A 13,382-nucleotide genomic window follows, 5' to 3' on the forward strand; every position below is an offset into this window, starting at 1 on the left:
TCATTAATTTTACTAGTAATTGGGTAATAATTTAATATTAAGAATTATGGAGGAATGTATGAAATGGGAAGATAGAGAGCGTAGCTCCAATGTTAGGAGAGGCCCTAGCGCAAATAGAGGCGGTGGTTTTGGGGGTAACCGAGGCTACAGAGGACCGATTTTTATACCACGTGGTGGTAAAGGAGGACTTGGTGGCATAATATTTTTCCTTATACTGATGTTTATATTTAGAGGTATAAGTGGAATGGGAACAGGTTCTAACAATACTAATCAAAATCAACCACAACAAAAAGGACAATACCAAACAGAGATGAGCAGCGAGAGTACCGGTCGCGCGAGGCTAGAAGATTTCCTTGCAGTTGTTCTAAAAGATACTGAAGATGTATGGCACCAAATATTTAACGAAATGGATGCAGAATATGTTGAACCAACAATGGTTCCTTATGAGGGATCAACAAGGTCAGCCTGTGGCATAGCTCAATCAAATATGGGGCCATTTTATTGTCCACTTGATGAAAGTATATATATAGACGTAGACTTTTACAATCAACTTCAAAATCAGTTTGGAACTGGTGGAGACTTTGCTCTAGCTTATGTATTGGCTCATGAAGTCGGTCACCACGTACAAAAACAGCTAGGAATATTAGACCAAACAAATAAATTGAGAAAAACTCTGTCAAAAAAAGAATACAACAAGTATTCAGTAGCCCAAGAGCTACAGGCAGATTATTTTGGCGGACTATTTGCCTACTATGTAGAAGAACGTGGATACCTTGACCCAGGCGATATAGAAGAAGCAATGGATGCAGCAGCAGCCATTGGAGACGATAGAATCCAAGAAATGTCAGGAAGAAATGTTAATGTAGACACATTCACCCACGGTTCATCAGCTCAAAGAAAAGAAGCCTTTGACTTAGGCTATCAATACCACGACATAAAACACTCTATGACATTTTTTGACAATATACAGTAATAGAATTAATAAATGAATGCTAGTTAAGTTTATGCTAGCATTCTTTTTTATCGAAAATAATCCGATTATATAAGCAGAAATTTATTCAAAACTTCAACATATTTTCTTAAATAACTCAAAATTATTTAGAACCTCAATTTAATGAGACCATAGTGTTTTGGAACCCATTATAAAAAATTTGGGTAAGATTGCCCCAGCGATTGTGTGAGAAACTATCTATAATATAAGATGAATATATAAATACAACCAATCAAATAATCCATTATCATCCTGTTTTTTTGCCCAAAAGTTCTTGTTAATTGTCATTTCCACATTCCCTTATTATTTTCTTTGGCATAATTTTCAAATTCATCAAATACTTCTTTGTATTTAACATCTGGTTTATAGTTTCCAGCAAAGGCATAGCCTTCTTTTACCAATTTGCCATTTAGATTTATTTTTCCTAGTTCTTCTTTTGTGGGATTTGTAGGATCTCCTGGTTTTTCTAGCCATATATATCTTAGGAGTCTGCCGTGTTTGTCAGTATTTGATATGTCCTTTTCTAGGTAAACCGTTTTGTTTTTAATCATATCTTTTGTGTAGTGGAAGGCTTCTTTTCCGTAGTGTTCTCTGATTCCCTTTTGGGGATTATATTCAGGAGTATTTATTCCTGTAAAACGTACTTTTTGTTTTTCTCCATCGATTATAATATGAGCTGTATCCCCATCAACTATCCATTCCACTTCCCCTGTTTGATAATATGAGTCTTCGTTTTGATCTTCTATTTGACAGGCTGATAGTATAAATAGCATGATAATTATCATCAATTTACTTATATATTTTCTCATTTCGCACTCCTTTGCTCTTTTTATTTATTATATCAAAGTTATAGAGAGTTTATCGATATACTTTGATTAAAACTCTTAAATAATTAAACTTTTAACGTATAATGTTTATAAGGAGGCTTTATGAATTCTTTGGAAGTTTGTGGAGGTTGTAATGCAAAAATCGCTGCAGGAAATCTCGATAAATTGTTAAATGATATAAAACCTTATAAGCGCGACGATATCCTGGTCGGTTTTGATAAAAAAGATGATGCAGCTGTCATTGATATAGACGGAGAAAATTGTGTAATTCAAACTCTTGATTTCTTCCCAACTATGGTCGAAGACCCATATACTTTCGGTCAGATTGCTGCTGCTAATGCCCTAAGTGACGTTTATGCTATGGGTGGTGAAGTTATTTCTGCCCTAAACATAGTAACTTTTCCCTTAGAGGGAGATTATGATGTCCTAAAACAAATACTAAAAGGCGGCAACGACAAGGTTTCTGAGGCTAAGGCTTCTCTTACTGGTGGGCATTCTATCCACGACAAAACTATCAAATATGGCCTTTCGGTGACTGGCAAAGTTAAGAAAAAATACATTTGGAAAAATAATACTCCAAAAGATCAAGATGTGATTTTGCTTAGCAAAAAAATTGGAACTTCTCTTGTAACATCAAATTATGCACAAGGATTGGTGAGTAAGGCTGATTTTGATAAGTGTATAGAGCAAATGACAACTTTAAATAAGTATGCCAGAGATATATTTGTTAAATACGATATACATGCAGCTACTGATATTACTGGATTTGGTCTTTTAGGACATTTATCTGAGATGGCTGGAGATGATTTTTCTATAATAATCGATTCTAAGAGTCTACCTATACTAGAACCCGCGCTAAAGCTAGCTGGTGAATTTTTGTATTCTGCTGGTGGGCAAAATAATAGAAATTATCTAGATGGCAAAGTTGAATTTATAAATGACAATTTTGCCATGGAAGAAGTATTGTTCGATCCTCAAACATCAGGTGGTCTATGTGTAGCAGTAAGTAGTGATGAAGCTAAAAAAATAATAGATGAATTTAAGGAAAATGGTCTTGATATTTGGCAAATAGGCCAAGTAAAGAAGAAAAGATCTTATTCTATAATTGTAAAATAAAGGAGAAATTGATGAAAAATTTAGATTGTATCGGTAAAGTTTGTCCAATTCCTGTAATTGAAACAAAAAAAATGATGGCTGAAAATCCAGATGAAAAAGACTTTGAAATCTTAGTAGATAATGAAGTGGCAACACAAAATATTTCAAAGATGGCCAAGGAATTAAAAATCGAATCAAGTGTAGAAAAAGTAAGTGATGGATTTTACAAAGTAAGTTTACACAAAACTAAGGAAAGCTTAGAACAAGTTAGTTCAGAAAACCAATCTATTGAAACTAATAGCTCATATGTTGTGGCAATATCTGATGATAAGATGGGAAATGGAGACGAAGAATTTTCAAAAAGTCTGCTTGAAGGCTTCATCTACGCTCTAACAGAACAAGATCAACTACCAAGCAAGGTAATTTTCTACAACAAAGGAGTGTACTTAACTACACTTAACGAAAAAACTGTTGAAGATTTAAAAACTTTAAAAGAAAGAGGAGTTGAAATTCTATCATGCGGTCTTTGCCTGGGAAACTATGAAGTCAAAGAAAAACTTCAGGTTGGTGAGATAACAAATATGTACAAGATTGTTGAAATAATGAGATCTAACCACCTAGTAAATCCATGCTAGAAGAAACTTTTGTCCTATTTTCTTTTGAAAATTTCAATGACCCAGCAAAGGCCTTGGACAAGGTAAAAGACTTTGAAAAAGCAAGACTAATTCCCCTCCCACCTGAGATTGATGCAGGCTGTGGCTATGCACTTAGGATAAGAGAAGATGATTTAAAAAAAGCATTAGATATCTTAGTTGAAGGTGATTTCGATAAGATTTTTAGTCTAAAAAAAGATTCCAATAAGAAAAGGATTATAGAAGAATATGTATTTTGACAATGCAGCTACAACAATTCATAAACCAAAAGAAGTAGGTGAGAAATTATCTTGCGCAATAACTAGCGGTAAATATGGCAATCCTTCTAGGTCGGGCCATGCTTTGTCTCAAAATACAATGTTGGCAATATTTGAAAGTAAAAAAGAACTAGCAAAATTGGTCCATATAAACAATCCATCTGATATAGTATTTACAGAAAATGCAAGCTTTGCCCTAAATTTTATTATCAAATCTCTAATAAAGGAAAATGATCATTTAATAACGACAACTACTGAGCATAATTCTGTTCTTAGGCCCCTTTACCAAACTGGAGCAGACCTTTCCTTTTTAGACTTTGATGATAACTTTGACTTGGAATATGAAAAGCTCCCATCTTTACTAAAAGAAAACACTAGCTTTATAGTCACTAATTCTGCTTCAAATCTCTTGGCCAATGTAAACGATTTGGATAGACTCCACAGTTTTGCCAAAGCAAATAATCTTATCATGATAGTTGATCTAGCCCAATCTCTTGGTCTTATCGATATAGATATTTCTAGATACGATAATGCACTCTTTGCCTTTACTGGCCATAAGTCTCTCTATGGACCTAGTGGGACTGGCGGAATTATTAAAAATGGAGATTTTGAATTTGAAAATGTATTTTCCGGTGGTTCTGGGATAAAATCATTTGCAAAAGACCATCCTAGTGATTTCCCAACAGTATTTGAAGTAGGAACAGCAAATTTTATAAGCCAAATTGCCTTAAAAGATGGAATACAGTTTGTAAATGAAATAGGCGTTTACAATATCTATAAGCATTTGGAAAATCTAACAAGGAGATTTTATAAGGGTGTTGAAGAAATACCAGAAATTAAATTATATTCCAAGAAGCCTGATGGAAGGTTAATAAGTCCAATAGTATCTCTAAATTTGCCTAATTTCTCCTCAGATGAGCTTGCCTTGGTACTTGATGAAGAATATGACATACAGACAAGGCCAGCTTCTCATTGCGCACCTCTGATTCACAAACATTTTGGAACTGAAAAATGTGGTATAGTAAGATTTTCATTTTCATATTTTAATACAATTGATGAAATTGATCAGTCTATAAAGATATTATGGGGAATTGCAGAAAAATATTAAAATAGCAAGGCTCTAAAAATTTAAAAGAGCCTTGCTTTTTACTTTAGTTTTTGGATTTTTCCATCCTTATTATTTTTTACCATAAGAATTTCAGCCATGATTGATATAGCAATCTCTTCTACAGATCCATTATCAATGTCTAGACCTATAGGAGTATAGATTCTATTTAAAAATTTTTCATCAATTCCCTCAGCTTTTAGCTGGTCAAATAAGCCAATAACTTTTGCTTTTGAACCAATCATACCTAGATAAGCAAAGTCCTTATCAACTAGACATTCCAAAGTTTCCTTATCATAGGAATGACCCCTGTTGCATAGGACTATATAGGTTTTCTTATCATCAAAATCTATTTTATCAGTTGCTGATTTTAAATCTTCTGCAATATATTCTTTTATATCAGCAAAATCTGGAGAATTTTTGAATTCTGATCTATCATCAACAACACTTACATCAAATCCTGTTTTGCTTGCAATCCTGGCAAGTTTTTGAGAAACGTGACCTGCACCAAATATTAAAAGTCTATTACTTGACTTAAAATATTTAACATAACCTCTGGAATTACCACCACAAGACATTTTAAGTTCACCATTTTTGGAAAGATTGTAATCAAATTCAAAGGAATTTCCCTCTTTCATGCCTTCCATTGTTCTTCTTATAAGATCTTTTTCTATAGCTCCACCACCGACTGTTCCAAGAATTGATCCATCAGAAAATACTGCCATTACTGAATTATCTTCACCTGGAGTAGAGCCCTTATTTTCAATCAAAAAGCATAGGGCAGCATCTCTTCCCAATTGATTTTCTTTATAAATTGCTTGTAAAATCTCTGCCTTCATAGATTCTTCCTTTTTTTCATGATGAGAATTACTTCAAGAGAACCCCCACCAATAAGTCTTGCCTTATCGGATATAGTATTGGCATTTCTTGGTATAACCCTAGGATCCACATCTCCTATTTTCATTCCCTTAAAAACTTCAGTTCCTTCATTAATCATGCCACGAACCATGCCATCAAGACCAGAAAGTATTTCATTTCCATTGACACTAGCTACAGCTTGTCCCTTTTTTACAACGGATCCTAGGTCTTTAATAATATGAAGTTTACCATCGTCTGATGCTCTGAGGATTCTTTCTCTTGTGTATCCATTGATATTACCTGGATTTCCTGTATTTGCTTGAGCAAAGCCTTCAAAAATCAATCTACCGAGATCATGTCCCCTATTAGTTTCTATAACAACATCAACATCGATGCCTGCTTCAAAACCTGGCCCTAGGCCTATTGTAATTGGAGCCATATCCTTACTTGTACCTAGATTTTTCTTTGCTAGTATCCCATCTACTACAGCTAGGGGTTGAAGTTCTTTGATATACTTCCCTTCTGGGTCGACTGTTACTGCAACATTTGAGTTTTCAAAGGCTGTTTCTATATCATCTATATTGTCACATCTTACTGCCTTGATATCTTCAATTTGAATTTCGCCATCATAAATAGCTTGCCCTACAGCAACATTTCTTCTAATACAAGTTGGTTTATCTATCTCTAAAACTAAAACATCAAATCCAACTCTATTTAGCTTTTGGATAGTTCCTGTTGCAACATCTCCTCCACCTCTTACAATTATTAGATTTTTATTCATACTTTTCCTTCATATCTTCGTAAGCCTTAACAGTGTCAATATCAAGAAGCTCGCTTTCGTCTCTTATCTCAACCTTATTTACTTCTTGCTTGTAAGCTAAAATCATACCTCCCTGGTCTCCTTCAAGATTATATAGTCCATCTTTGTAGGAATTTGGGAAAATTACTGGTGCCCCACGCCTATCATTTACAACAGGATAGGTGATAAGTTCTTTTTCTTTATAGGCATCTATTAGTTTGTTGCAAGTTTCAATAGTCAATAGAGGTTGGTCAGCTACAAAAAACATCATGGCTTCATCATCACATTCTCTCACACCAAGTTTTATAGAAGATGATTTGCCAACTTCATTATCTTCATTAAGTATGGAAACAAATCCCATTTCTTCTGCTTCTTTTAGGATTTTATCATAACTTGATACTACTATTACCTTGTTTAAATCAAGCTCTTTTAATAAGTCCAAGGTATGTTGGTATATTTTTTTGTCTTTAAAGTCTAAAAATAACTTATTTTCACCCATCCTTGTAGAGAGACCAGATGCCATAAGTATTGCATTAATTTTCATAAAATTTCTCCTTTTTTACTGATCCATATACTATTTTAATACCCGACTTATCGTGCTTTATGATAGTACGTGCTTGATTTATTTCAGCTTTACTTTCCACTTGGTTAATAAAAACAAACTTATCTTTAGTAAACCCTTTAAATAAGCCTTTTTCATATGATATGAGATTGTTAAATGTTTTGTAATCTATGACATCATTTCCAATATATTTTACATAGTTTTCATAGTTATAAATAAAGTCAGAGCTTGGAATTTTATCGTAAACTTTGATCGAAAAAACTCCTATTACTTTGGTGGAAAAATCGTAAATTACTGGCTCATAATCGTGCCAAAATTTAAGTGGAAGATTGCGAGAACCATCTGCTTCTATAAGTACATAGGCAAAGTCCTTTATTATATTTTTAAGATTATCATAGCCCACTGATTTAAGCTTGTTTTTCTCACTTATAAAGTCTCCTAGAACGATTATTTCATTACTATCTGGCTTTTTATAGTCTTCAAATGATTTATAAAGCTTATCAAAACCATTATCAGGAACTCTTATCTTGGTTGACGTTGTTAAAAGTACTGGTCCATTTTTCGATAAAGCTTGGGCAAGACTAAACATCAAAGTAGTCTTACCCCCTGTGCCTGTAATAGAAATTACATCATTTTCTTTTATTTGAAAAATGTCACTTAGTTTTTCCATTGAATTCCTTTTTTGGCTTGCTGTAGAAAGTATCTCTCATTGGGAAATCACGTCTTAAATCACCATCAAGTACATAATAGGCTCCTTGGGTGGCCGCTGCTATTGGTATTGTTGCTATCTCGCCAACACCTTTGGCACCAAATGCCCTATCAAGTAGTTCATCGTCTGGCTTGCTTACTAAGATTGGATTGATTTCTGGAACCATAGGTGCTCTCCATAGGCCAAGAGTACCGTATTTAGCCTTTACTACTGACCTATCAAGTTTGAAATCTTCGGTAAGGGCATAACCAAGTCCCATCACAACTCCACCTTCGATTTGTCCTTCGATAGCAAGTGGGTTAATTACCTTACCAGCATCAAAGGCTGCATCAATTGATCTGATGGATCCATCATCATTTAATATTACCAGGTTTGTTGAAAAACCATAGGCAATATGGGATTTTGGATTTTCTTTGTCAGAATTTAATGGGTCTGTTGGATCAAAATATTCGTGGAAATATTCATTGCCATCTAGGTTTTCAAGGCCGTCTTTATCCATATCAGCCTTTAATTTTTCTGAAACTTTTTTAATAGCTTCTCCAGATATCAGGGTTTGACGAGATCCTGAAGATGTACCAGAATCTGGTGAGTTTTCAGAATTAGGTTGCATTATATCAATCTTATTTAATGGCAAATCTAGCACATCTGCTACCATTTGTGCAAATACTGTTTGTGCACCTTGGCCAAGGTCACTTGCAGCACAGTAAAGTTCTACTCTATCTCCATTTACAACAAGTTTTGCCCTGCCTTTATCAGGAAGACCTACACCAACACCAGCATTTTTCATAGCACAAGCTATACCAGCACGATCCTTGTTAGCATAATATTTATCTTTTATTGCATCAAGAGTTTCAATTAGGGCTGTCGATGAATCTGCTATTTGACCATTTGGTAAGACTTCACCAGGTCTGATGGCGTTCTTATATCTAATCTCAAATGGGTCAAGACCTGCTTTTTCAGCTAATAGGTTAATGTTACTTTCTAACGCAAAGTTTGATTGGCAAACACCAAATCCTCTAAAGGCTCCTGCAGGTGGGTTGTTTGTGTAGTATCCATATCCATCAATTTTTGTATTTTCATAGTGATATGGTCCTACAGAGTGAGTACAAGCACGTTCTAATACCGGTCCACAAAGTGATGCATAGGCTCCTGTGTCCATTTTGATTGTTGCTTGCATGGCAAGGAAATTTCCTTCTTCGTCACACCCAAGTTTAAATTTAGCCTTCATAGCATGACGTTTTGGATGGAATTTAAGAGAATCATCCCTTGATAATTTAATCTTAATTTTTCTTTGATATTTGTAGGCTGCAAGAGCTGCAAGGTGTTGGACAGATACGTCTTCTTTACCTCCAAAACCACCGCCAATAAGTTTGTTTTCTACAACAACTCTATCAGGTTCATCTTGCCAGCCAAACATTATTAGTGTTTCTTTCCTAGTATCGTAGACTGATTGGTCAGTTGTATATAGTTTTACACCATTTTTGTATGGTTCGCCTATAGCACATTCTGGCTCTAAAAATGCATGTTCAGTAAATGGTGTGGAGTATTCTTCTTCTACTACATAAGCACATTTTTCAAAGGCAGCATCCGCATCACCGCGAGATACGTGTCTTTCTTGACATAAGTTTCCTGTTGAGTGGATAAGTGGTGCATCTGGAGCTTCTGCTTCTTCTATTGAAGAAACTGTAGGTAGCTCTTCGTATTCGATTTCAACAAGTTTCTTTCCTTCAGCTAAAGCTTTTTCGTTTTCTGCAACTACTAAGCAAATTGCATCACCTTGGCTTCTTGTAATATCACCCTCAGCTATGAAAACATCCCAGTCTTGTTGGATATGTCCAACCTTGTTGTTTGGAACATCTTCTGCTGTTAAAACACCTATAACTCCTGGAACTTCAAGTGCTTTTGTGTAATCGATTTTTAGTATTTTAGCACGAGGATACTTACTTCTAATAGCAGATGCATAGTTTAGGTCATCAACTTGCATATCGTCTACGTATTCACCGATACCTAGGACTTTATCGTGAGCATCGATCCTAATCATCTTATCTCCGACTTTATATAAATCCTTATCTTCCTTTTCAATTGAGATTTTGCCACTTAATATTTCAGAAGCAAGCTTTATGCCTTCGATGATCTTTACATAACCTGTACACCTACAAATATTTGATTTGATTCCATTTGCAATTTCTTCACGACTAGGATTTGGATTGTTTTTGATAATAGCCATCCCACTCATAACCATACCTGGTGTACAGAAACCACATTGGACAGCTCCAACTTTGCCAAAGGCATAGACAAAGGCATTTTTTTCTTTATCACTTAAACCCTCTATGGTTAAAACTTCTTTATCCTTAAGTTTGGATAGTTTTTGTGTACAAGCTGGATATCTTTTATCATCAACTATAACAGTGCAAGTACCACAAGCTCCCTGGGAACAACCATCTTTGACACTTGTTATATGTAAATCGTCCCTAAGAAATCTTAAGAGAGTCTTGTCTTCATAGGTTTCGTATGTCTTGTTATTTATATTTACAATAAATGGTGATTGATTTTCTATTTTTTTTCCAATTAAAATATTCGCCATCATTTCTCCTAAACAAATTTTCTTTCAATAAATTCTCCCATACCTTCTTTGCAATAGTATCCATCCGGATCTAAAAGGACATCTCCTTTAAAGATTAGGGTGTTTAATTTATAAGCAGTCTCAAATCCTTCATAAGTTGTATAATCACAAGCTGAGTGTCTATTTTCTTGGCTAATTGTATATGATTTTTTATCAAATATAGCTATATCTGCATCTTTTCCAATTTCAATTGATCCTTTTTTGTAAGCAAGGCCAAATATTCTAGCAGGATTTTTACAAAGTAGATCAATGAGTCTATCTAGGCCAATGCCCCTTTTGAGACCTTGGGTCAATACCACTTCCATCCTCTCCTCAACACCTGGAATTCCACCAGGAGCATCAAAGAAATTATCCTTATATGGCAGTTTCTCCGATTCGTAGAAAAATGGGCAATGGTCAGTTGCTATTACATCTACTATCCCATCTTCTATAGCTTCCCATAGACCTTCCACGTCTTCTTTTTTCCTAAGTGGTGGAGCGCATATGTATTTGACTCCTTCTGCATTGCCCCCTTCTAGATACTTTTCTTCACTGTAGGTCAAGTATTGGGTACAGGTCTCGCAATATAAGTTTTCAACTCCCCTTGATCTGGCCCTTCTAATCTCATCTACTCCAAGCTTTGTTGAAGTATGAACAATATAAAGTTTTGGATATCCTGCAACTTCACTAAGGTAAATCAGACGGTTTATTGCTTCTGCTTCTGACTCAGCAGGTCTTGTCTTTGCATGATAGATTGGATCAAGATTTCCTTTTATCTTTTCTTCATCGCGAAGTTCTTTTATCATCCCATCATTTTCACAATGAACACAAACAACCGTTCCTGTTTCTTTGGCCTTTTTTAGGATTTTTAATATACTATCGTCATCCAGCTTACCGCCATAGGTTGTATAGATTTTGGTTGATACAATACCTTTTTTGTAAAGCTCATACATTTCTTCTAAAATCTTTTCACTTGCATTTTGGATGGCACCGTGAAAAGAGTAGTCAATTACAGCATGTCCATGAGCCATCTTGTGATATTTATCAATCATATCAGATACCAAGGAATCCTTTTCCCCAAAGGCAATGTGATCAACTATTGAAGTTGTTCCCCCAAAGCTTGCTGCCCTAGTTCCTGTATAAAAATCGTCAATTGATATAAACTTACCTAAGTCAAGAGAAAAGTGAGTATGAACATCAACTCCTCCTGGTGTTATGACCTTATCTTTTGCATCTATTATCTTATCAGCTTCACAAGATAAATTTTTACCAATTTGACTAATCTTGCCATCTTTTATAAAAATATCTGATAAATTTTCATTTGAATTAAGTTTTGCGTTTTTAATCAGTAGTGACATAATTCCTCCTGATATGTAATATATTACCCATTTTCAAGATTAAGCACTCAACTAAGAGTGCTAATTATTAATCTTTAATTTGTGGATCGTGGTATCTGTTGTCTTCTTCAATAGCCTTATCGGTTTCAAGGTCTAGGTTTCTGCTTGCTATTTCAACTTCAATAGCATCTTCAACAGCCCTAAAAATATTTTCATAGCCTGTACAACGACACATATTTCCAGCAAGTAATACCTTTAGTTCATCTCTCGAGTATCTTTTGCCTCTTTGAACTATTTCTGTTGCTGTAATAATAAAGCCTGGTGTACAAAATCCACATTGTACTGCTGCATGGTCTATAAAAGCTTGTTGGATTATAGAAATCGATCCATCACTTGCCATAAGACCCTCAGTTGTCCATAGGTCTTTGCCATCAGCCCATATTGCTAAGTATAAGCAAGAATCAACGCTTTTACCATCTATAAGGACTGAGCAAGCTCCACACTCTCCAACTTCACACCCTTTTTTTACAGATGTAAGACCCATATCTTTTCTCAAAAAGTCTGTAAGAGACGCTCTTTTGTCTACCATTTTTTCTACTGGTATGCCATTGATGGTGCAAGATATTTTTTTAAACTCTGGTTTTTGATAAGTTAATTCAACTTCTTTAGGTGCAAATGGACCATATTCTCTACTATGCATTGATTAGTCCTTTCTTTTTTTCTAAGCACTCTTTTAAACTTCTGACACAAATTTCATATAAGACTTGGATTCTCATCTCTTTTGAGGCCCTCCAAGAATCTCTTGGACATAGCTCTTCTAGGGCCAGTTTTGCAAAACCTTTTATGTTTTCGTCGTTTAATTCCTTGCCTTTATATGCTTTTTCTGCTCCATATACTCTTACTGGAGTAGATGCTGCTACACCATAGCAAGCCTTTATTTCTTCAATTGTTAAATCATCATTTAGCTTAACATTTACTGCACATGAGCTTGTTGCAATGTCCATAGCATTTCTCATGGCATATTTGTAGTAGTAACCAAGGTATGAGTCATAATTTTCTTTAGTTATTCTAAATCCTGTTACAAATTCACCCTCTTTTAGGTCAACTTGGCCAAAAGATATATAGAATTCTGTTATAGGCACTTCTCTTTGCCCCTCTGGACCTGCTATCATAACTATTGCATCAAGGGTGAATAAGCAAGGAGCGCTATCAGCTGATGGTGCTGCATTACATACATTTCCACCAATGGTTGCTGCATTTCTAAGCTGTGGTCCACCTGCAGTAAGAACTGCCTTTGCTAATTGTGGGACTCTTTCTTTTATGATTGGATCTTCAGCAATTTTTGTAAATGTATTTAAGGCTCCAATCTTGATAGATTCATCTTCTAAAAGTTCAATTTTTCTTAGCTCATCAATGTAGTGAATGGATAAGAGTTTGCTATCGGACATCTTTCCATCTCTTATCTTTACTAAAACATCGGTTCCACCTGCAATAATCCTAAGCTCAGGGTCTTCTTTTAGTTTATCTATGGCTTCTTTTACTGTATAAGCTTCATCTATACTTTTTATATCATACATAAATGTCCCT

Annotated in this window: 14 protein-coding genes; 5 read left to right on the top strand and 9 right to left on the bottom strand. The window is 35.0% G+C overall.

Annotated features, from left to right (window positions below; all coding sequences use genetic code 11):
* Nucleotides 1-58 precede the first annotated feature (58 nt).
* A complete protein-coding gene (locus tag QNH69_RS08100) occupies nt 59-973 on the top strand; it encodes a neutral zinc metallopeptidase (protein ID WP_282929976.1) in 915 nt (304 codons plus the stop codon).
* 302 nt (nt 974-1,275) lie between these two features.
* Here QNH69_RS08100 and QNH69_RS08105 read toward each other — a convergent pair whose 3' ends face one another.
* Nucleotides 1,276-1,800, bottom strand: a complete 525-nt coding sequence (locus QNH69_RS08105) for a thermonuclease family protein (RefSeq protein ID WP_282929977.1) — start codon at nt 1,798-1,800, stop codon at nt 1,276-1,278.
* Between the two features lie 120 nt (nt 1,801-1,920).
* Between QNH69_RS08105 and selD the strand changes: the two genes are divergently transcribed.
* Genes selD through QNH69_RS08125 form a run of 4 tightly spaced genes read left to right on the top strand, consistent with a single transcriptional unit; the run spans nt 1,921 to nt 4,931 of the window.
* Nucleotides 1,921-2,934 carry a selenide, water dikinase SelD gene (gene selD / locus QNH69_RS08110; RefSeq protein ID WP_282929978.1) on the top strand — a complete coding sequence of 338 codons (1,014 nt, stop codon included), beginning with the start codon at nt 1,921-1,923 and terminating at the stop codon, nt 2,932-2,934.
* An 11-nt stretch (nt 2,935-2,945) separates the two neighbouring features.
* Nucleotides 2,946-3,548, top strand: coding sequence for a sulfurtransferase-like selenium metabolism protein YedF (gene yedF / locus QNH69_RS08115; protein WP_282929979.1), 603 nt, complete (start codon nt 2,946-2,948; stop codon nt 3,546-3,548).
* The gene (locus QNH69_RS08120) at nt 3,542-3,805 is read left to right on the top strand and encodes a DUF3343 domain-containing protein (protein WP_282929980.1); all 264 of its coding nucleotides are present in this window, start codon (nt 3,542-3,544) and stop codon (nt 3,803-3,805) included. Before yedF ends, QNH69_RS08120 begins: the two co-directional genes overlap by 7 nt.
* A complete protein-coding gene (locus tag QNH69_RS08125) occupies nt 3,795-4,931 on the top strand; it encodes an aminotransferase class V-fold PLP-dependent enzyme (RefSeq protein ID WP_282929981.1) in 1,137 nt (378 codons plus the stop codon). Before QNH69_RS08120 ends, QNH69_RS08125 begins: the two co-directional genes overlap by 11 nt.
* Nucleotides 4,932-4,969: 38 nt before the next feature.
* On the opposite strand, the gene QNH69_RS08130 is transcribed toward QNH69_RS08125, so the two are convergent.
* The 8 genes from QNH69_RS08130 to xdhB all read right to left on the bottom strand — a co-directional run bounded on the left by QNH69_RS08130 (nt 4,970) and on the right by xdhB (nt 13,372).
* Nucleotides 4,970-5,767 carry an XdhC/CoxI family protein gene (locus QNH69_RS08130; protein ID WP_282929982.1) on the bottom strand — a complete coding sequence of 266 codons (798 nt, stop codon included), beginning with the start codon at nt 5,765-5,767 and terminating at the stop codon, nt 4,970-4,972.
* Entirely contained in the window at nt 5,764-6,567 is an 804-nt protein-coding gene (yqeB, locus tag QNH69_RS08135; RefSeq protein WP_282929983.1) for a selenium-dependent molybdenum cofactor biosynthesis protein YqeB, read from the bottom strand. Before yqeB ends, QNH69_RS08130 begins: the two co-directional genes overlap by 4 nt.
* Nucleotides 6,560-7,129 carry a nucleotidyltransferase family protein gene (locus QNH69_RS08140; protein ID WP_282929984.1) on the bottom strand — a complete coding sequence of 190 codons (570 nt, stop codon included), beginning with the start codon at nt 7,127-7,129 and terminating at the stop codon, nt 6,560-6,562. Before QNH69_RS08140 ends, yqeB begins: the two co-directional genes overlap by 8 nt.
* Complete coding sequence (gene yqeC / locus QNH69_RS08145) at nt 7,119-7,817, bottom strand: selenium cofactor biosynthesis protein YqeC (RefSeq protein WP_282929985.1); 699 nt, start codon at nt 7,815-7,817, stop codon at nt 7,119-7,121. Before yqeC ends, QNH69_RS08140 begins: the two co-directional genes overlap by 11 nt.
* Nucleotides 7,801-10,440, bottom strand: coding sequence for a selenium-dependent xanthine dehydrogenase (gene xdh, locus QNH69_RS08150; protein ID WP_282929986.1), 2,640 nt, complete (start codon nt 10,438-10,440; stop codon nt 7,801-7,803). Before xdh ends, yqeC begins: the two co-directional genes overlap by 17 nt.
* A gap of 8 nt (nt 10,441-10,448) precedes the next feature.
* Complete coding sequence (gene hydA / locus QNH69_RS08155; protein WP_282929987.1) at nt 10,449-11,816, bottom strand: dihydropyrimidinase; 1,368 nt, start codon at nt 11,814-11,816, stop codon at nt 10,449-10,451.
* Between the two features lie 67 nt (nt 11,817-11,883).
* A complete protein-coding gene (xdhC, locus tag QNH69_RS08160) occupies nt 11,884-12,495 on the bottom strand; it encodes a xanthine dehydrogenase subunit XdhC (protein WP_282929988.1) in 612 nt (203 codons plus the stop codon).
* Nucleotides 12,488-13,372 carry a xanthine dehydrogenase subunit XdhB gene (gene xdhB, locus QNH69_RS08165; RefSeq protein ID WP_282929989.1) on the bottom strand — a complete coding sequence of 295 codons (885 nt, stop codon included), beginning with the start codon at nt 13,370-13,372 and terminating at the stop codon, nt 12,488-12,490. The genes xdhC and xdhB overlap by 8 nt, the downstream gene beginning before the upstream one ends.
* Nucleotides 13,373-13,382: the final 10 nt, after the last annotated feature.

Origin of the sequence: Anaerococcus sp. Marseille-Q7828 (genome assembly GCF_949769285.1) — a bacterium.
Classification (GTDB): domain Bacteria; phylum Bacillota; class Clostridia; order Tissierellales; family Peptoniphilaceae; genus Anaerococcus.

Excerpts from the sequence above, each read along its gene's own strand:
- QNH69_RS08130 (WP_282929982.1), bottom strand. The coding sequence starts at position 5,767 with ATGAAGGCAGAGATTTTACAAGCAATTTATAAAGAAAATCAATTGGGA.
- yqeC (WP_282929985.1), bottom strand. The coding sequence starts at position 7,817 with ATGGAAAAACTAAGTGACATTTTTCAAATAAAAGAAAATGATGTAATT.
- QNH69_RS08120 (WP_282929980.1), top strand. The coding sequence starts at position 3,542 with ATGCTAGAAGAAACTTTTGTCCTATTTTCTTTTGAAAATTTCAATGAC.
- QNH69_RS08100 (WP_282929976.1), top strand. The coding sequence starts at position 59 with ATGAAATGGGAAGATAGAGAGCGTAGCTCCAATGTTAGGAGAGGCCCT.
- yedF (WP_282929979.1), top strand. The coding sequence starts at position 2,946 with ATGAAAAATTTAGATTGTATCGGTAAAGTTTGTCCAATTCCTGTAATT.
- yqeB (WP_282929983.1), bottom strand. The coding sequence starts at position 6,567 with ATGAATAAAAATCTAATAATTGTAAGAGGTGGAGGAGATGTTGCAACA.
- xdhC (WP_282929988.1), bottom strand. The coding sequence starts at position 12,495 with ATGCATAGTAGAGAATATGGTCCATTTGCACCTAAAGAAGTTGAATTA.
- xdh (WP_282929986.1), bottom strand. The coding sequence starts at position 10,440 with ATGGCGAATATTTTAATTGGAAAAAAAATAGAAAATCAATCACCATTT.
- hydA (WP_282929987.1), bottom strand. The coding sequence starts at position 11,816 with ATGTCACTACTGATTAAAAACGCAAAACTTAATTCAAATGAAAATTTA.
- xdhB (WP_282929989.1), bottom strand. The coding sequence starts at position 13,372 with ATGTATGATATAAAAAGTATAGATGAAGCTTATACAGTAAAAGAAGCC.
- QNH69_RS08140 (WP_282929984.1), bottom strand. The coding sequence starts at position 7,129 with ATGAAAATTAATGCAATACTTATGGCATCTGGTCTCTCTACAAGGATG.
- QNH69_RS08105 (WP_282929977.1), bottom strand. The coding sequence starts at position 1,800 with ATGAGAAAATATATAAGTAAATTGATGATAATTATCATGCTATTTATA.
- QNH69_RS08125 (WP_282929981.1), top strand. The coding sequence starts at position 3,795 with ATGTATTTTGACAATGCAGCTACAACAATTCATAAACCAAAAGAAGTA.
- selD (WP_282929978.1), top strand. The coding sequence starts at position 1,921 with ATGAATTCTTTGGAAGTTTGTGGAGGTTGTAATGCAAAAATCGCTGCA.